This is a genomic window from Pseudomonas sp. BGI-2, assembly GCF_004310295.1.
Taxonomy (GTDB): Bacteria; Pseudomonadota; Gammaproteobacteria; order Pseudomonadales; family Pseudomonadaceae; genus Aquipseudomonas.
Genome location: NZ_SISB01000035.1, coordinates 57,536 through 75,750, shown reverse-complemented (window position 1 = coordinate 75,750; position 18,215 = coordinate 57,536). Strand labels below are relative to the sequence as shown.

16 protein-coding genes are annotated in these 18,215 nt (G+C 57.4%); 14 read left to right on the top strand and 2 right to left on the bottom strand.

What is annotated here, in order from left to right; translation table 11 throughout:
* Positions 1 to 715 precede the first annotated feature (715 nt).
* Entirely contained in the window at positions 716 to 2,005 is a 1,290-nt protein-coding gene (gene gltA / locus EYC95_RS22155; RefSeq protein WP_131062225.1) for a citrate synthase, read from the bottom strand.
* Positions 2,006 to 2,368: 363 nt separating this feature from the next.
* Between gltA and sdhC the strand changes: the two genes are divergently transcribed.
* From sdhC to EYC95_RS22095, 12 genes are all read left to right on the top strand, one after another.
* Complete coding sequence (sdhC, locus tag EYC95_RS22150; protein WP_033053500.1) at positions 2,369 to 2,743, top strand: succinate dehydrogenase, cytochrome b556 subunit; 375 nt, start codon at positions 2,369 to 2,371, stop codon at positions 2,741 to 2,743.
* On the top strand, positions 2,737 to 3,105 hold the full coding sequence (gene sdhD, locus EYC95_RS22145; protein ID WP_007945134.1) for a succinate dehydrogenase, hydrophobic membrane anchor protein: 369 nt from the start codon (positions 2,737 to 2,739) through the stop codon (positions 3,103 to 3,105). Before sdhC ends, sdhD begins: the two co-directional genes overlap by 7 nt.
* 3 nt (positions 3,106 to 3,108) lie before the next feature.
* Positions 3,109 to 4,884 (top strand): succinate dehydrogenase flavoprotein subunit, encoded by a 1,776-nt coding sequence (gene sdhA, locus EYC95_RS22140; RefSeq protein WP_129442284.1) that lies wholly within the window; start codon positions 3,109 to 3,111, stop codon positions 4,882 to 4,884.
* Between the two features lie 11 nt (positions 4,885 to 4,895).
* The gene (locus EYC95_RS22135) at positions 4,896 to 5,600 is read left to right on the top strand and encodes a succinate dehydrogenase iron-sulfur subunit (protein WP_046048041.1); all 705 of its coding nucleotides are present in this window, start codon (positions 4,896 to 4,898) and stop codon (positions 5,598 to 5,600) included.
* 259 nt (positions 5,601 to 5,859) lie between these two features.
* Entirely contained in the window at positions 5,860 to 8,691 is a 2,832-nt protein-coding gene (locus EYC95_RS22130; protein WP_131062224.1) for a 2-oxoglutarate dehydrogenase E1 component, read from the top strand.
* 42 nt (positions 8,692 to 8,733) lie between these two features.
* Positions 8,734 to 9,954 carry a 2-oxoglutarate dehydrogenase complex dihydrolipoyllysine-residue succinyltransferase gene (gene odhB, locus EYC95_RS22125; RefSeq protein ID WP_010456848.1) on the top strand — a complete coding sequence of 407 codons (1,221 nt, stop codon included), beginning with the start codon at positions 8,734 to 8,736 and terminating at the stop codon, positions 9,952 to 9,954.
* Between the two features lie 110 nt (positions 9,955 to 10,064).
* Positions 10,065 to 11,501 (top strand): dihydrolipoyl dehydrogenase, encoded by a 1,437-nt coding sequence (gene lpdA, locus EYC95_RS22120; RefSeq protein WP_131062223.1) that lies wholly within the window; start codon positions 10,065 to 10,067, stop codon positions 11,499 to 11,501.
* A 196-nt stretch (positions 11,502 to 11,697) separates the two neighbouring features.
* Complete coding sequence (gene sucC / locus EYC95_RS22115; protein WP_008148602.1) at positions 11,698 to 12,864, top strand: ADP-forming succinate--CoA ligase subunit beta; 1,167 nt, start codon at positions 11,698 to 11,700, stop codon at positions 12,862 to 12,864.
* Entirely contained in the window at positions 12,864 to 13,745 is an 882-nt protein-coding gene (sucD, locus tag EYC95_RS22110; protein WP_012723092.1) for a succinate--CoA ligase subunit alpha, read from the top strand. Before sucC ends, sucD begins: the two co-directional genes overlap by 1 nt.
* 455 nt (positions 13,746 to 14,200) lie before the next feature.
* Positions 14,201 to 15,514, top strand: coding sequence for a branched-chain amino acid transport system II carrier protein (gene brnQ, locus EYC95_RS22105; protein WP_131062222.1), 1,314 nt, complete (start codon positions 14,201 to 14,203; stop codon positions 15,512 to 15,514).
* Positions 15,515 to 15,666: 152 nt separating this feature from the next.
* Positions 15,667 to 16,404 carry a DUF599 domain-containing protein gene (locus tag EYC95_RS22100; protein WP_131062221.1) on the top strand — a complete coding sequence of 246 codons (738 nt, stop codon included), beginning with the start codon at positions 15,667 to 15,669 and terminating at the stop codon, positions 16,402 to 16,404.
* Positions 16,404 to 16,805 carry an MAPEG family protein gene (locus tag EYC95_RS22095; protein WP_131062220.1) on the top strand — a complete coding sequence of 134 codons (402 nt, stop codon included), beginning with the start codon at positions 16,404 to 16,406 and terminating at the stop codon, positions 16,803 to 16,805. The genes EYC95_RS22100 and EYC95_RS22095 overlap by 1 nt, the downstream gene beginning before the upstream one ends.
* Positions 16,806 to 16,873: 68 nt before the next feature.
* On the opposite strand, the gene EYC95_RS22090 is transcribed toward EYC95_RS22095, so the two are convergent.
* Entirely contained in the window at positions 16,874 to 17,107 is a 234-nt protein-coding gene (locus tag EYC95_RS22090; protein ID WP_131062219.1) for a hypothetical protein, read from the bottom strand.
* A gap of 157 nt (positions 17,108 to 17,264) precedes the next feature.
* On the opposite strand from EYC95_RS22090, the gene EYC95_RS22085 reads away from it, so the two are divergent.
* Both EYC95_RS22085 and EYC95_RS22080 read left to right on the top strand, forming a co-directional pair.
* Entirely contained in the window at positions 17,265 to 17,741 is a 477-nt protein-coding gene (locus EYC95_RS22085) for a PaaI family thioesterase (RefSeq protein WP_131062218.1), read from the top strand.
* Positions 17,738 to 18,190 carry a PaaI family thioesterase gene (locus tag EYC95_RS22080; protein WP_131062217.1) on the top strand — a complete coding sequence of 151 codons (453 nt, stop codon included), beginning with the start codon at positions 17,738 to 17,740 and terminating at the stop codon, positions 18,188 to 18,190. The genes EYC95_RS22085 and EYC95_RS22080 overlap by 4 nt, the downstream gene beginning before the upstream one ends.
* The last annotated feature ends 25 nt before the right edge of the window (positions 18,191 to 18,215 follow it).

The window sequence follows — 18,215 nt, the reverse complement described above, 5'->3', positions numbered from 1 at the left end:
GTGCTGGAAGACCAGTACCGTGTACGACGAAAAGGTTTATTTACAGGCCTTGCTCCGGCACGGCTCACCGTTGACCAGCGAGCTGGACACAGCAAAACCGCGTTGACGGAAAGGCTCAGGGCGTGATGGCGGTGTGTCAGGCAAAGCAATGTTGATCGAACTACCGCAATCGCGAGCAGGCTCGCTCCTACAGGTGTGAGGATGCTTGGCTTTGGCTTTGGCTTTGGCTTTGGCTTTGGCTTTGGCTTTGGCTTTGGCTTTGGCTTTGGCTTTGGCTTTGGCTTTGGCTTTGGCTTTGGCTTTTGATCTTGATCTTGATCTCTCGCCCCTTCGGCAGGCCGAGCGTAGGTGTTCATCAGGGGGGTAGGCGCGCAGCGCCGTGCGGCGAAGCCGCACGCATCGAGAGGAGGTCGTCGCGAAGCAGACCGTAGGCGATGCCCCCTGATGGACACCGTAGCGAGGGAACGCGGAGCCTAGGCGAGGCGCCGTACGCCGGGGCGAAGCCTTTTGGTTCCTTTTTGGCGTTTGAAAAAGGGACTCGCTGTAAGAGCGAAACCGCCAGCCGCCGTTACCGCAGAAACGGATATGTACCCAACCAAAAACCCAGTCGGCCCTCAGGCCGCTGAGACTTCTGAGACCGCACAAACAAAAACGACCGCTATATAAATAGAGGCCGTTCCCGGTACAACGTTAAGACGTTATCGCAAGACAGGTCTTATTTGCGGTCTTCCAGCTTGGTAATGTCACGCGACTCGTAACCGGTGTACAACTGGCGCGGACGGCCAATCTTGTACGGGCTGGAGAGCATTTCTTTCCAGTGGGAGATCCAGCCGACAGTCCGCGCCAAGGCGAAGATCACGGTGAACATGCTGGTTGGAATGCCGATCGCCTTGAGGATGATCCCCGAGTAGAAGTCGACGTTCGGGTACAGCGAGCGTTCGATGAAGTACGGGTCGGTCAGCGCGATCTCTTCCAGGCGCATGGCCAGTTCGAGTTGCTTGTCGTGCTTGATGCCCAGTTCCTTCAACACTTCGTCGCAGGTCTGCTTCATCACGGTAGCGCGCGGGTCGCGGTTTTTGTAAACCCGGTGACCGAAGCCCATCAGTTTGAACGGATCGTTCTTGTCCTTGGCCTTGGCAATGTACTTGTCGATGTTCGACACATCGCCAATTTCATCAAGCATGGTCAGAACAGCTTCGTTCGCGCCGCCGTGGGCAGGGCCCCACAGTGCAGCGATACCGGCGGCGATACAGGCGAACGGGTTGGCACCCGAAGAGCCGGCCAGGCGTACGGTGGAGGTCGATGCGTTCTGCTCGTGGTCGGCATGGAGGATGAAGATCTTGTCCATGGCCTTGGCGAGTACCGGGCTGATCGGTTTGATCTCGCACGGGGTGTTGAACATCATGTGCAGGAAGTTTTCCGCGTACGTCAGGTCGTTGCGCGGGTACATCATGGGTTGGCCCATGGAGTACTTGTAAACCATCGCTGCCAGGGTCGGCATCTTGGCAACCAGGCGGATCGCGGAAATTTCGCGATGCTGCGGGTTATTGATGTCCAGGGAGTCGTGGTAGAAGGCCGAGAGGGCGCCGACTACGCCGCACATGACGGCCATTGGGTGGGCGTCGCGACGGAAGCCGTTGAAGAAGGTCTTCAGCTGCTCGTGAACCATGGTGTGGTTCTTTACGGTACTGACGAACTGGGCCTTCTGTTCTGCGGTCGGCAATTCGCCGTTGAGCAGCAGATAGCAGGTTTCCAGGTAGTCCGACTTTTCAGCCAGCTGTTCGATCGGGTAACCGCGGTGCAGCAGAATGCCGTTGTCGCCGTCGATATAGGTGATCTTCGACTCGCAGGAAGCTGTCGACATGAAACCAGGGTCAAAGGTGAAACGGCCCGTGGCCGTCAGGCCCCGAACATCGATTACATCGGGACCAACGGTGCCGGTTAAAATGGGCAGCTCGACGGGGGCTGCGCCCTCGATGATCAACTGCGCTTTTTTGTCAGCCATGTGGCCTCCTATTTATGCTTGAAATCATCAGACAGACCCCCCACGCAGGGCCCGCACCACTATAGTGAGATAAATTCGAATGTCAATTTGCCTAAAGTCTTGCTCCAGAAGGCTTTAACCGGACTTTTTCCTCGAAATTGACTGCCATTTACGCCTTTTATCCAACTTGTGCAATGAGCTATTAGGGGAAGGTGAACGCGTTGTCATTAGTAGCCTAACTGTCTATACTCGGCCTCCGACCGCCAGGGGCTTTTGGGCCTGCTTTATTGGGGGTCGCACTCCCTGGGTGGTGGGTACCTGACCAGTGCACTCCCCAACAACTTTGCCCTGATTGTTAGGGGCTCTTCAGTGTGAAAAAAAGCCGTGAATAGCCAACGACCTGTAAACCTAGACCTAAGGACCATCAAACTCCCAGTCACTGCTTACACGTCCATTCTTCACCGAATCTCCGGAATCATCCTCTTTGTCAGCCTGGCCATCATGCTTTATGCATTGGACAAGTCGCTCGACTCGGAAGAAGGTTTCGGCCAGGTGAAAGCGTGTCTGACCAGTCCGCTAGCGAAGCTAGTGACATGGGGCATCCTGTCCGCCTTGCTGTATCACTTGGTTGCCGGTGTGCGCCACTTGATGATGGACATGGGCATCGGCGAGTCGCTTGAAGGTGGCAAACTGGGCTCGAAAATCGTTATCGCCGTTTCCGTGGTGGTAATCGTTCTGGCAGGAGTTTGGATATGGTAACTAACGTCACGAACCTGTCGCGTTCGGGCCTCTATGACTGGATGGCACAACGTGTGTCTGCGGTCGTTCTCGCGGCTTATTTCATTTTCCTGATCGGATACGTCGTCGCCAACCCTGGCATCGGCTACGCCCAATGGCATGAACTGTTCGCAAGCAACTGGATGCGTATTTTCAGTCTCCTGGCTCTCGTTGCCCTCGGCGCTCACGCCTGGGTCGGCATGTGGACCATCGCAACCGACTACCTGACGCCAATGGCGTTCGGCAAGTCCGCGACTGCAATACGTTTCCTTTTCCAGGCGGTATGCGGCGTTGCGATGTTCGCTTACTTCGTCTGGGGTGTGCAGATTCTCTGGGGTATCTGATTCATGTCTACTACCGTTAATACGCTTTCGTTCGACGCCATCATCATTGGCGGCGGCGGTGCTGGCATGCGCGCTGCGCTGCAACTGGCACAAGGTGGTCACAAGACTGCCGTAGTTACCAAGGTTTTCCCGACTCGTTCGCACACTGTATCCGCCCAGGGTGGCATCACCTGCGCCATCGCTTCGGCCGATCCGAACGATGACTGGCGCTGGCACATGTACGATACCGTCAAGGGTTCCGACTACATCGGTGACCAGGACGCTATCGAATACATGTGTTCCGTAGGTCCGGAAGCCGTTTTCGAACTCGAACACATGGGCTTGCCGTTCTCCCGTACCGAACAGGGCCGCATCTACCAGCGTCCGTTCGGCGGTCAGTCGAAAGACTTCGGTAAAGGTGGTCAGGCTGCACGTACGTGCGCCGCTGCCGACCGTACCGGTCACGCTCTGCTGCACACTTTGTACCAGGCCAACCTCAAGGCCGGCACCGTATTCCTCAACGAATACTACGGCGTCGACCTGGTGAAGAACGAAGACGGTGCCTTTGTCGGCATGATCGTCATCTGCATCGAAACCGGCGAAACCTCCTACGTTCGCGCTAACGCCACCGTACTGGCGACCGGCGGTGCAGGTCGTATCTACTCGTCTACCACCAATGCCCTGATCAACACCGGTGACGGCGTCGGCATGGCTCTGCGTGCTGGCGTGCCGGTACAAGACATTGAAATGTGGCAGTTCCACCCAACCGGTATCGCCGGCGCTGGTGTACTGGTTACTGAAGGCTGCCGCGGTGAAGGCGGTTACCTGATCAACAAGCACGGCGAGCGTTTCATGGAGCGTTATGCTCCGAACGCCAAAGACCTGGCTGGTCGTGACGTTGTTGCTCGCTCGATGGTTAAAGAAATCATCGCTGGCAACGGTTGCGGTCCGGATGGCGACCACGTAATGCTGAAACTCGATCACCTCGGTGAAGAAGTTCTGCACAGCCGTCTGCCAGGCATCATGGAACTGTCCAAGACCTTCGCCCACGTCGATCCAGCCGTGGCGCCGATTCCGGTCGTTCCAACCTGCCACTATATGATGGGCGGCGTGCCGACCAACATTCACGGTCAGGCAATCACCCAGGACGCCGACGGCGTCGACCAGATCATTCCTGGTCTGTTCGCAGTGGGCGAAGTGGCTTGCGTATCGGTTCACGGTGCCAACCGTCTGGGCGGTAACTCGTTGCTCGACCTGGTGGTATTCGGTCGTGCTGCCGGCCTGTTCCTGGAACAGACCCTGAAAGAAGGCGTCGATTACACTCGCGCTCGCCAGTCCGACATCGACGCTGCCCTGGCACGTCTCGATGGCCTGAACTCGCGTACCGAAGGCGAAGACGTCGCCACCCTGCGTAAAGAGCTGCAAAGCTGCATGCAGAACTACTTCGGTGTATTCCGTACTGGCGAATACATGCAGAAGGGTATTGCCCAGCTGGCTGATCTGCGTGGCCGTATCGCCAACGTCAAGATCAACGACAAGAGCCAGGCGTTCAACACGGCTCGTATCGAAGCGCTGGAACTGCAGAACCTGCTGGAAGTGGCCGAAGCCACCGCCATCGCTGCAGAGATCCGCAAAGAGTCCCGCGGCGCACACGCCCGTGAAGACTATGAAGATCGCGACGACGAAAACTGGCTGTGCCACACCCTGTACTTCCCGGGTGACAAGCGCGTGACCAAGCGTGCCGTGAACTTCTCGCCGAAGACTGTTCCGACTTTTGAACCTAAGATTCGGACTTATTAAGGGTGGCCGCCATGTTGCAAGTCAGTGTTTATCGCTACAACCCTGATCAGGACGCTGCGCCGTTCATGCAGGAATTTTCGGTCGATACCGGTGGTAAAGACCTGATGGTGCTGGACGTACTGGCCCTGATCAAAGAGCAGGACGAAGGTTTCTCCTATCGTCGCTCTTGCCGTGAAGGTGTTTGCGGTTCCGACGGCATGAACATCAACGGCAAAAACGCGCTGGCGTGCGTCACGCCGCTGTCCGCTGTCGTAAAAGGTAACAAGCTGATTGTTCGTCCTCTGCCAGGTTTGCCGGTTATCCGTGACCTGGTCGTCGATATGAGCATCTTCTACAAGCAATACGAGAAGGTTAAGCCATACCTGCAGAACGACACGCCGGCTCCGGCCATCGAACGTCTGCAGACCCCGGAAGAGCGTGAAAAACTCGACGGTCTGTACGAGTGCATCCTGTGCGCTTGCTGCTCGACCTCTTGCCCGTCCTTCTGGTGGAACCCGGACAAGTTCCTGGGCCCGGCTGCACTGCTGCAAGCGTACCGCTTCCTGGCAGACAGCCGCGACACCAAGACTGCCGAGCGTCTGGCTTCGCTGGATGACCCGTTCAGCGTATTCCGCTGCCGCGGAATCATGAACTGCGTCAACGTCTGCCCGAAAGGCCTGAACCCGACTAAGGCCATCGGTCACGTACGTAACATGTTGCTGCAAAGCGGCGTGTGATTCAGCTGTAAAGGTAGGACCGCTGTACCCGTAGATGCTACGGCGCAGGCTTCAACCGGCGCCGTAGTCTTAACCTGAGCAGCAGCTTATAAGGCTGCGGCTCTTATTTTGAAGAAATGAGACAAGCAGGGGCATCCGGGCTGGTACCCGGACTATCAGCGTGATCCTAAGTGGCTTGTTTTGGTCGCTGCATTCGGACTTCTGCAAGTTTGCTCGGTGTCGACGCCGGTGGTGTTCCCCTAACCGAGGGTGACCAAGCATGCAAGAAAGCGTGATGCAGCGCATGTGGAACAGCGCCTACCTATCCGGTAGTAACGCTGCCTATGTGGAAGAGCTCTACGAGCTCTACCTGCACGACCCTAACGCTGTGCCAGAAGAGTGGCGCACCTACTTCCAGAAGTTGCCGGCTGACGGCAACACTGCCACCGATGTTTCGCACTCCACAATTCGCGATCATTTCGTCTTGCTGGCAAAGAACCAGCGCCGCGCCCAACCGGTTTCCGCCGGGAGCGTGAGCAGTGAGCACGAGAAGAAGCAAGTTGAAGTGCTGCGATTGATCCAGGCCTACCGTATGCGTGGCCACCAGGCAGCCCAGCTTGACCCGCTGGGGCTGTGGCAGCGTCCTGCACCTGCAGACCTGTCGATCAATCATTACGGCTTGACCAATGCCGATCTTGATACGACCTTCCGTGCCGGCGACCTGTTCATCGGCAAAGAGGAGGCGAGCCTACGCGAAATTCACGAAGCGTTGCAGCAGACATATTGCCGCACCATCGGCGCTGAATTTACGCACATCACCGATTCCGAGCAGCGCCAGTGGTTCCAGCAGCGTCTGGAAAGCGTGCGTGGTCGTCCGACGTACTCCGCCGACATCAAGAGTCATCTGCTCGAGCGCGTCACCGCCGGCGAAGGCCTGGAAAAATACCTGGGCACCAAATACCCGGGTACCAAGCGTTTCGGCCTGGAAGGCGGTGAGAGCCTGATTCCGATGCTCGACGAGCTGATCCAGCGTTCCGGTTCCTACGGCACCAAGGAAATCGTCATCGGCATGGCCCACCGTGGCCGTCTGAACGTGCTGGTCAACACCTTTGGCAAGAACCCGCGCGAGCTGTTCGACGAGTTCGAAGGCAAGAAGAAGGTCGAGCTGGGTTCCGGTGACGTTAAATATCACCAGGGCTTCTCGTCCAACGTCATGACCACTGGCGGTGAAGTTCACCTGGCCATGGCGTTCAACCCGTCCCACCTGGAAATTGTATCTCCAGTGGTCGAGGGTTCGGTTCGCGCCCGTCAGGATCGTCGTAACGACCCTACCGGCGAGAAGGTTCTGCCGATCTCCATCCACGGTGACGCGGCATTCGCCGGTCAGGGCGTGGTGATGGAAACCTTCCAGATGTCGCAGACCCGCGGTTTCAAGACCGGCGGCACCGTGCACATCGTGATCAACAACCAGGTTGGTTTCACCATCAGCAACCCGCTGGACTCGCGTTCCACCGAGTACGCGACCGACGTTGCGAAAATGATCCAGGCGCCGATCCTCCATGTGAATGGTGATGATCCGGAAGCCGTATTGTTCGTGACCCAGCTGGCCATCGACTACCGCATGCAGTTCAAGCGTGACGTGGTGATCGACCTGGTCTGCTACCGTCGTCGCGGCCACAACGAGGCCGACGAGCCTAGCGGCACCCAGCCGATCATGTATCAGCAGATCACCAAACAGCGCACCACCCGTGAACTGTATGCCGATCGCCTGACTCAGAGCGGTGTGCTGGACGTTGAGCGTGTTCAGGCGAAAGTCGATGAATACCGCAACGCGCTGGACAATGGTCTGCATGTTGTAAAAAGCCTGGTCAAAGAGCCGAACAAAGAGTTGTTCGTGGATTGGCGTCCGTACCTGGGCCACGCCTGGACTGCGCGTCACGACACCCGTTTCGATCTGAAAACCTTGCAGGAACTGTCCGCCAAGCTGCTGGAAATTCCGGAAGGCTTCGTGGTTCAGCGCCAGGTCTCGAAAATCTACGAAGACCGTCAGAAGATGCAAGCCGGCGGCCTGCCGATCAACTGGGGTTACGCCGAAACCATGGCGTACGCGACCCTGGCGTTCGAAGGTCACCCGATTCGCATGACGGGTCAGGACATCGGTCGCGGTACGTTCTCGCACCGTCACGCTGTCTTGCACAACCAGAAAGACGCGGGTACCTACGTCCCGCTGCAAAACCTGTACAAGGGCCAGCCACGTTTCGACCTGTACGATTCGTTCCTGTCCGAAGAAGCCGTGCTGGCGTTCGAATACGGTTACTCGACCACCACGCCTGAGGCGCTGGTGATCTGGGAAGCCCAGTTCGGCGACTTCGCCAACGGTGCCCAGGTGGTTATCGACCAGTTCATCACCAGTGGCGAGCACAAGTGGGGCCGTCTCTGCGGTCTGACCATGCTGCTGCCGCACGGTTATGAAGGTCAGGGGCCGGAGCACTCGTCGGCTCGTCTGGAGCGTTACCTGCAGCTGTGCGCCGAGCACAACATTCAGGTGGCGGTACCGACTACCCCGGCTCAGATCTACCACTTGCTGCGCCGTCAGGTGATTCGCCCGCTGCGCAAGCCGTTGATCGTTCTGACTCCGAAGTCGCTGCTGCGTCACAAACTGGCCATCTCGACCCTGGAAGATCTGGCCGAAGGTTCGTTCCAGACCGTGATCCCGGAAATCGATGCCCAAGACCCGAAAAAGGTCGAGCGCATTGTTCTGTGTAGCGGCAAGGTCTACTACGACCTGCTGGAAAAACGCCGTGCCGAAGGTCGTGATGACATCGCCATCGTGCGTATCGAGCAGCTGTACCCATTCCCTGAGGACGACTTGAACGAAGTCCTGGCTCCGTACACCAACCTCAAACATATCGTTTGGTGTCAGGAAGAGCCGATGAACCAGGGTGCCTGGTACTGCAGCCAGCATCACATGCGCCGCATCGTTGGCAATCACAACAAGGCGCTCGTACTTGAGTACGCCGGCCGTGATGCTTCTGCTGCACCTGCTTGTGGTTATGCATCGATGCACGCTGAGCAGCAGGAAAAACTGCTGCAAGACGCCTTTACTGTTTAACGCCTTCGCGCACCTGAAACCGAATTTAAGGACTCACAGATAATGGCTATCGAAATCAAAGCCCCCACTTTCCCGGAATCGGTTGCCGATGGCACCGTTGCCACCTGGCACAAAAAGCCGGGCGACGCCGTCAAGCGCGATGATCTGATCGTCGACATCGAAACCGACAAAGTCGTACTGGAAGTGTTGGCCACCGCTGACGGCGTGCTGGGCGCTATCGTCAAGAACGAAGGCGACACCGTTCTGTCCGACGAAGTCCTGGGCTCCATCGAAGCGGGCGGCGCTGCTGCCGCTCCAGCTGCTGCCGCTGCTCCGGCTGCTGCACAAGCTGCTGCTCCAGCCGCTGAAGGCGAAGACGATCCTGTTGCTGCACCGGCTGCTCGCAAGCTGGCTGAAGAAAACGGTATCAACATCGCTTCCGTTGCCGGCACTGGCAAAGGCGGTCGTGTGACCAAGGAAGACGTGGTTGCAGCCGTTGCTGCCAAGAAAGCCGCTCCGGCTGCCGCGCCTGCCAAGGCTGCTGCTCCGGCTGCCGCTGCTCCTGTGTTCGCCGCTGGCGACCGCATCGAGAAGCGCGTTCCGATGACCCGCGTTCGCGCTACCGTGGCCAAGCGCCTGGTAGAAGCCCAGTCGAACATGGCGATGCTGACCACGTTCAACGAAGTTGACATGACCGAAGTCATGGCCCTGCGTTCGAAGTACAAGGACCTGTTCGAGAAGTCCCACAACGGCGTACGCCTGGGCTTCATGTCGTTCTTCGTGAAAGCCGCCACCGAAGCGCTGAAACGCTTCCCGGCTGTCAACGCGTCGATCGACGGTGCCGACATCGTTTACCACGGCTACGCCGACGTTGGTGTGGCTGTTTCCAGCGACCGCGGTCTGGTTGTACCGGTTCTGCGTAACGCCGAACTGATGAGCCTGGCTGAAATCGAAGGCGGCATCGCCACCTTCGGCAAGAAGGCTCGTGACGGCAAACTGTCGATGGACGAGATGACCGGCGGTACGTTCACCATCACCAACGGTGGTACCTTCGGTTCGATGATGTCGACGCCGATCGTCAACCCGCCGCAAGCGGCCATCCTGGGCATGCACAACATTCTGCAGCGTCCTATGGCGATCAACGGTCAGGTCGTTATCCGTCCGATGATGTACCTGGCGCTGTCCTACGATCACCGTCTGATCGATGGCAAAGAAGCTGTGACCTTCCTGGTTACCATCAAGAACCTGCTGGAAGACCCGGCTCGTTTGCTGCTGGATATCTGATTACGTTGCACGGGCCGTTCAATGATGGGCGGCCCTCCTGTAATGACCAGCTTCGTCCCACGACAATCCCCAAAAGGGAGTGTCCGGTTTGATTCGAGAAGGAATGACACATGACTCAGAAATTCGACGTGGTAGTGATTGGCGCGGGCCCTGGCGGCTACGTGGCTGCCATTAAAGCAGCGCAACTGGGCCTCTCCACTGCCTGCATCGAGAAATACACCGACAAGGAAGGCAAACTGGCCCTCGGCGGTACTTGCCTGAACGTCGGCTGCATTCCATCCAAGGCGCTGCTGGACAGCTCCTGGAAATACAAGGAAGCCAAAGAAGGCTTCGCGATCCACGGTATCAATCACGCTGGCGTGACCATGGACGTGGCGGCAATGGTTGGCCGTAAAGCCAACATCGTCAAAGGCCTGACCTCTGGCGTTGCCACCCTGTTCAAGGCGAACGGCGTCACTTCCCTGCAAGGCCACGGCAAACTGCTGGCCGGCAAGAAAGTTGAACTGACCAAGCCAGACGGCACCGTTGAAATCATCGAAGCCGAGAACGTGATTCTGGCGTCGGGCTCGCGTCCGATTGACATTCCACCGGCTCCGGTTGACCAGAACGTGATCGTCGATTCGACTGGCGCGCTGGAATTCCAATCGGTACCTAAGCGCCTGGGCGTGATCGGCGCTGGCGTGATCGGTCTGGAGCTGGGTTCGGTCTGGTCGCGTCTGGGTTCGGAAGTGGTTGTCCTGGAAGCACTGGAGAAGTTCCTGCCAGCGGCTGATGATGCCGTTTCCAAAGAAGCCTACAAGACCCTGACCAAACAAGGTCTGGACATCAAGCTGGGCGCTCGCGTCACCGGTTCCAAAGTGAACGGCAACGAAGTTGTCGTGAACTACACCGATGCCAATGGCGAACAGAACATCACCTTCGACAAGCTGATCGTTGCCGTCGGTCGCCGTCCAGTGACCACCGAGCTGCTGGCAGCTGACAGCGGTGTAAACATCGACGAACGTGGTTTCGTTTTCGTTGACGACCAGTGCGCCACCAGCGTTCCGGGCGTTTTCGCGATCGGCGACGTGGTTCGCGGCATGATGCTGGCGCACAAGGCGTCCGAAGAAGGCATCATGGTTGTAGAGCGCATCAAGGGCCACAAAGCCCAGATCAACTATGACCTGATCCCGTCTGTTATTTATACTCACCCGGAAATCGCGTGGGTCGGTAAAACCGAGCAGGTCTTGAAGGCTGAAGGCGTTGAAGTTAACGTTGGCACCTTCCCGTTCGCAGCCAGCGGCCGTGCCATGGCAGCCAACGACACCGGTGGTTTCGTGAAAGTCATTGCCGATGCCAAGACTGACCGCGTATTGGGCGTCCACGTGATTGGCCCGAGCGCTGCAGAACTGGTTCAGCAGGGCGCAATCGGTATGGAATTCGGCACCAGCGCGGAAGACCTGGGCATGATGGTTTTCTCCCATCCGACCTTGTCCGAAGCCTTGCACGAAGCAGCTCTGGCGGTGAATGGCGGCGCCATTCACATCGCCAACCGCAAGAAGCGTTAAGACAATAAGAAACCACGGCGGAATGGCCCGTCGTGAGCCTTGCATGCAAGACTCACCGCGGAATATCCGCTGGACGCAGTCTCGCGTAGTTGCACCGGTTGACCGGAAAGGCTACACGAGCAGCAGTCACAGGTGGTGCGGCACTTGAACAAGTGCAGCACCGAATGCGCAGTACCTAACGAAGACGGTAATAAGCATGAATCTTCACGAGTATCAGGGTAAGCAGCTCTTCGCTGAATACGGCCTGCCAGTATCCCAGGGTTTCGCCGTAGACACCCCGGAAGCAGCAGCAGAAGCGTGCGACAAGATCGGCGGGACCGAATGGGTTGTCAAAGCCCAGGTTCACGCAGGTGGTCGCGGTAAAGCGGGCGGCGTAAAGCTGGTTCGCAGCAAAGAAGACGCCAAAGCATTCGCTCAACAGTGGTTGGGCAAGCGTCTGGTGACTTACCAGACTGATGCCAATGGTCAGCCAGTCACCAAGATCCTGGTTGAGTCGTGCACTGATATCGCTAAAGAGCTGTACCTGGGCGCTGTCGTTGACCGTTCGAGCCGTCGCATCGTGTTCATGGCTTCCACCGAAGGTGGCGTGGACATCGAGAAAATCGCTCACGACACTCCAGAAAAAATTCTGAAAGCCACTATCGATCCACTGGTTGGTGCTCAGCCATTCCAGGGTCGCGAGCTGGCATTCCAGCTGGGTCTGGAAGGCAAGCAAGTTGCTCAGTTCGCCAAGATCTTCGTAGGTCTGGCCAAGCTGTTCAAGGATCACGACCTGGCTCTGCTGGAAGTGAACCCGCTGGTGATCAAGGCTGACGGCGATCTGCATTGCCTCGATGCCAAGATCAACATCGACGCCAACGCCATGTACCGTCAGCCTAAGCTGAAAACTTTCCACGATCCGTCGCAAGACGATCCGCGCGAAGCGCACGCTGCCAAGTTCGAACTGAACTACGTAGCGCTGGAAGGCAACATCGGTTGCATGGTCAACGGTGCTGGCCTGGCCATGGGTACCATGGACATCGTCAACCTGCATGGCGGCAAGCCAGCCAACTTCCTCGACGTGGGCGGCGGTGCTACCAAAGAACGCGTTACCGAAGCGTTCAAGATCATTCTGTCCGACACTAACGTCGCTGCAGTACTGGTCAACATCTTCGGCGGCATCGTTCGTTGCGACATGATTGCCGAAGGCATCATCGGTGCAGTGAAAGAAGTCGGCGTGAAAATCCCGGTTGTTGTTCGCCTTGAAGGCAACAACGCTGAGCTGGGCGCTAAAGTACTGGCAGAAAGCGGTTTGAACATCATCGCTGCTACCAGCCTGACCGACGCTGCTCAACAAGTCGTTAAAGCTGCGGAGGGCAAATAATGAGCGTCCTGATCAATAAAGACACCAAAGTTATCTGCCAGGGTATTACCGGTTCGCAAGGTAGTTTCCACACCCAGCAAGCCATCGAATACGGCACCAAGATGGTGGGTGGTGTAACGCCTGGCAAAGGCGGCACCGAGCACCTGGGTCTGCCAGTGTTCAACACCGTGAAAGACGCTGTAGCTGCCACTGGCGCCACCGCCAGCGTGATCTACGTTCCAGCTCCTTTCTGCAAGGACTCCATCCTGGAAGCAGCCTTCGGCGGCATCAAGCTGATCGTTTGCATCACTGAAGGCATTCCTACCCTGGACATGCTGGATGCCAAGGTCAAGTGCGACGAGCTGGGTGTAATCCTGATCGGTCCTAACTGCCCAGGCGTGATCACTCCAGGCGAATGCAAGATCGGCATCATGCCAGGTCACATTCACTTGCCAGGTAAAGTCGGTATCGTTTCCCGTTCCGGCACCCTGACCTACGAAGCTGTTAAGCAGACGACTGACGCCGGTTTCGGTCAGTCGACTTGCGTCGGCATCGGTGGTGACCCGATCCCGGGTTCGAACTTCATCGACATCCTGAAGCTGTTCCAGGAAGACCCGAAGACCGAAGCGATCGTAATGATCGGTGAGATCGGCGGTTCGGCTGAAGAAGAAGCGGCTGCCTACATCAAGGCACACGTGACCAAGCCGGTTGTTTCCTACATCGCTGGTGTGACTGCCCCTGCAGGCAAGCGCATGGGCCATGCTGGCGCAATCATCTCTGGCGGCAAAGGCACTGCAGACGAGAAGTTTGCTGCCCTGGAAGACGCAGGCGTTAAAACCGTGCGTTCGCTGGCAGACATCGGCAAGGCTTTGTCCGAGCTGACCGGTTGGGCTGTCAAGTAAGCCTCGCGCTTAGCTGACGCTTCACCAGACAAAGGCCACCTTCGGGTGGCCTTTGTCGTTTCTGGTGTTTCTGTTGGGCCTTTGTGGCGAGGGGATTTATCCCCGTTGGGTCGCGAAGCGGCCCCAAAACCTGCACCCGCGGTACATCAGATACACCGCATACGATGGTTTTACGTCTGCTGCGCAGCCGGACGGGGATTAATCCCCTCGCCACAGGGTTCTGTGCAGGTAAATTAGATATGTAAACGCGACACGGAAATGTCGCGTATCGGATAGATCGCCCCTTAACAGTGCGTTTGTCGGGCAAATTCGTTAGGCTAGCAGCCATTTTGCGAACGCGGCCCACAAGGAAGCGACGCGCTAAAGGGTCAGTCCTATACGGACCGACAGCATTTCCCTCACCCACAAGGGAAATCCCTCTCTAAATTCCGATTCAGTAGTGTGGTATTTCCTTAATGAAAGTTTTGAAAGGTCAGGACATCCTGGCACTTGGTTTTATGACGTTTGCCCTGTTCGTCGGGGCTGGCAACATCATCTTCCCGCCTATCGTCGGTTTGCAGTCCGGGCCTAATGTCTGGATGGCGGCGCTGGGCTTTCTGATCACCGCGGTCGGTCTGCCAGTGATCACCGTGGTTGCGCTGGCCAAGGTCGGTGGTGCAATGGATGCGTTGAGCAGCCCGATCGGCAAAATCGCCGGTGGCCTGCTGGCCGCCGCGTGCTACCTCGCCGTTGGCCCGCTGTTCGCCACGCCGCGCACCGCGACCGTGTCGTTTGAAGTGGGTCTGGCGCCGTTGACCGGCGAGAGCCCGCTCGCGCTGTTCCTCTACAGCTCGGTGTACTTCCTGCTGGTGTTCTTCATTTCGCTCTATCCGGGCCGTTTGCTGGATACCGTAGGACGTTTCCTTGCCCCCCTGAAGATCATCGCCCTGGCCGCACTCGGCATCGCCGCGTTCGCGTTGCCTGCCGGCGACATCGGCGTGGCGACCCCGGAATACGTGGCGGCACCATTCTCCCAGGGTTTCATCAATGGTTACCTGACCATGGATACCCTCGGCGCACTGGTGTTCGGCATCGTCATCGTTAACGCGATCCGCTCCCGTGGCGTCGAATCGCCGGTGCTGATCACCCGTTACGCGATCATTGCCGGTCTGATTGCCGGCGTGGGCTTGGCGCTGGTGTACGTCAGCCTGTTCCGTCTCGGTTCCGGCAGCCATGAAGTGGCGGCCGGTGCTACTAATGGCGCGGCGGTATTGCACGCTTACGTTCAGCACACCTTTGGTTCGTTGGGCAGCGGCTTTCTTGCCGTGCTGATCTCGCTGGCTTGCCTGGTGACGGCTGTCGGCCTGACCTGCGCCTGCGCCGAGTACTTCAGCCGTGTTTTGCCGCTGTCTTACAAGACACTGGTGATCATCCTGGCGGTGTTCTCGCTGTTTGTGTCCAATCTGGGCCTCACCAAGCTGATTGCGTTCTCGATCCCGGTCCTGACGGCGATTTACCCGCCCTGCATCGCCCTGGTAGCGCTGAGCTTCTGCAAGGATTTCTGGCATGAACATGGCCGCATCGTTGGCCCGGTAATGCTGGTTTCGTTCATTTTCGGCCTGATCGATGCGCTCAAGGGCGCGGGTCTGGCGGACTGGATGCCGACTCAGCTGTCCCATCTGCCGCTGAGCGAGCAGGGTCTGGCGTGGTTGGTGCCATCGGTCATGACCCTGGTGGTCGCGGTGGTGTGCGACCGTCTGCTGGGCAAGCGCGAAGAAGAGCTGGCTTAAGCCGCTTCACGACCGGCCACAAGCGGGTCTTGAGCATCAATAGAAATGCCCCGTATCAATCGATACGGGGCATTTTTTATGCGCGTGATGCAGTGTCTTTTTCCTCGAACTAACGTCGAACCAGGTCAATGCCAACGTTCACAGGGAATTGCATGTCGTTCATCCACGCCAACATCATCCACCTCCTCGCCGCCGTCTGGTTTGTCATCTGCTGGGGCGGTTACACCCGGTATGCCTCGTGGAAGGGCCGCGACACCGCGTGCCTGGCCAGTGTGCTGCACCTGTACCGTGAAGACTGGATGCGCCGCATGTTGCTGCGTGACAACCGCATAGCAGACGCCAGTGTGGTCGGCAACCTGGAGCGCAACGCCTCGTTCTTCGCTTCCAGCACACTGATTATCCTGGCCGGTATTCTGACGGTGCTCGGCGCGTCCGAGCGAGCCGTGTCGTTGCTGGCGGATATTCCGATGGTGCAGCAGGCGTCACAGGGCATGTCCGAGATCAAGTTGCTGTGCCTGGCGCTGGTGTTTGTCTATGCGTTCTTTACGTTCAGTTGGTGCATGCGTCAGTACAACTTCGCCGCGATTCTGATTGGCTCGGCACCGATGATCGGTGAGCGCCACGTTTCCGAACAAGAGCGTAAAGCCTTCGCTGCCCGCGCGGCCCGAGTGATCTCCATGGCCGCCAACCAGTTCAACTTTGGCCTGCGCTCTTACTACTTCGGCATGACCATGCTGGCCTGGTTCGTCAGCCCGTGGCTGTTCATGTTGATGAGTGCCGGCGTGGTGCTGGTGTTGTATCGCCGGGAGTTTCATTCCGACGTTCTCGACGTGATGGTCTATACACCTACAGAGGCGCCATTGCCCGAGGCGAACAAAGAGGCTGTTTGATGAGTATTCCGTTCTGGTGTGTGTTTATCAGTGCCTTGCTGATTTTCGTGGCAAAGATTCCCGTGGCCAAAGCGATGAACGAGCAGGGCGGTTACGACAACCATCTGCCGCGTCAGCAACAGGCGCAACTGACAGGCTTCGGCGCCCGTGCGGTGGCGGCGCATCAGAACTGCTTCGAGGCGTTCATGTTATTTGCGGTGGGAGTGCTGATGGCGCACACCACGCAAACGGCGGGGTGGCTGATCGATTCGCTGGCAATCATCTTTGTGATTACCCGAATCATTTATTTGCTGTGCTATTGGGCTGATCTTGCCTGGCAGCGGAGTCTGGTGTGGTTCGTCGGATTAGTGTGTTCGTTGCTGCTGATGATTAGTCCGACTTTTAGAACTATTTTGCTCTAGCGGGGGCAAATTACAGGCAAAAGAAAACCCGCACTTGGCGGGTTTTCTTTATCACGCTAAAAACTGCTTTAGTTTTTAGGTGCTTCTTTTGCTGCAGCTGCATCCGATTCAGCCTTAGCTTCGGCAGCTTTGGCGTTTTCTTTCGCAGCGTCGTTCACATTTTCCTGAGCTTTGTTCATTTCTTTTTGAGCTTGCTCAGCATGTTGGTTAGCATCTTGAGCTTTGTCCTCGGATTTTTTATCGCAGGCAGCGAGACCGAGGGAAGCGGTCAACATCAAGGCAATAGCTAAAGTCTTACGCATGGGGTGTATCTCCTTATGGAAAATATCTACTGGTCTTTCGAGCACGGCCAATAGGGTTAAGTTCCTCAATTCGTTCAGATATATAAGATTATTCCCACGGGAACTTTTACGAATACGCTGAATACGATCTCCGAATACTAAGAAGAGTGTATATCACATGGCCGAAAACCCCGTTTTTGAGCGCGCGACGCGATTTCTTTCGGCGCTCAGGCATTGTCAGGTACTGGGTTTGCGCGTTCACAGCGCCAGCAACGACGGACTGACGGTCATCCTGCCGTACAGCCCGCAAATTGTCGGCAATCCGCAGACTGGAGTGATCCATGGCGGGGCGCTGACGACCTTGATGGACACTGCGTGCGGCATGTCGACCCTCTGCGTCCTGCCCGAATTCGAAGTCTGCCCGACCCTCGATCTGCGCATCGACTACATGCACGCCGCCGAGCCTCACAAGGATGTCTACGGTTTCGCCCAATGCTACCGGGTGACCACCGATGTGATCTTCGCTCGAGGCTTTGCCTACCAGGATGATCCCGAGCAGCCCATCGCTCATGTCGTCGGCACGTTCATGCGCATGGGCAAAGCCGTCAAAGGCACCAAGGGTTTTGGTGGCGCGATCGCCGGAGGTACGAAATGACTGAGACTTTCAAGGAGCAACTTCAGCAGGCCCATGAGCAGGGGGACTACGCCTCGCTGCTGCACCTGCTTCCCTACGCCAAACTGATCGGCGTCGAGTGTTCCCGTGTTGGTGACGAGCTGCTGTTCCGCCTGCCGGCCAACAAGGACAACATTGGTAACCCTTTACTGCCCGCCATACATGGTGGGGTGATCGCCGGTTTCATGGAGCTGTCCGCAGCGCTGCACCTGCTGATTTTCACCGGTTCGCCCGGTGTACCAAAGATCATCGACTTTTCTCTCGATTACCTGCGAACCGGGCAGTTTCGCGATACCTGGGCCAAATGTCAGGTCTGCCGCCAGGGCCGACGCGTCGCAAACGTAGCGATTACGGCCTGGCAAACCACCGAAGCCGAACCGATTGCCACGGCCCGGGCTCATTTCAAAATTGAAGAGCCCTTGAAATCCTGAACTCAGCCCCAAACTCTGATGACAA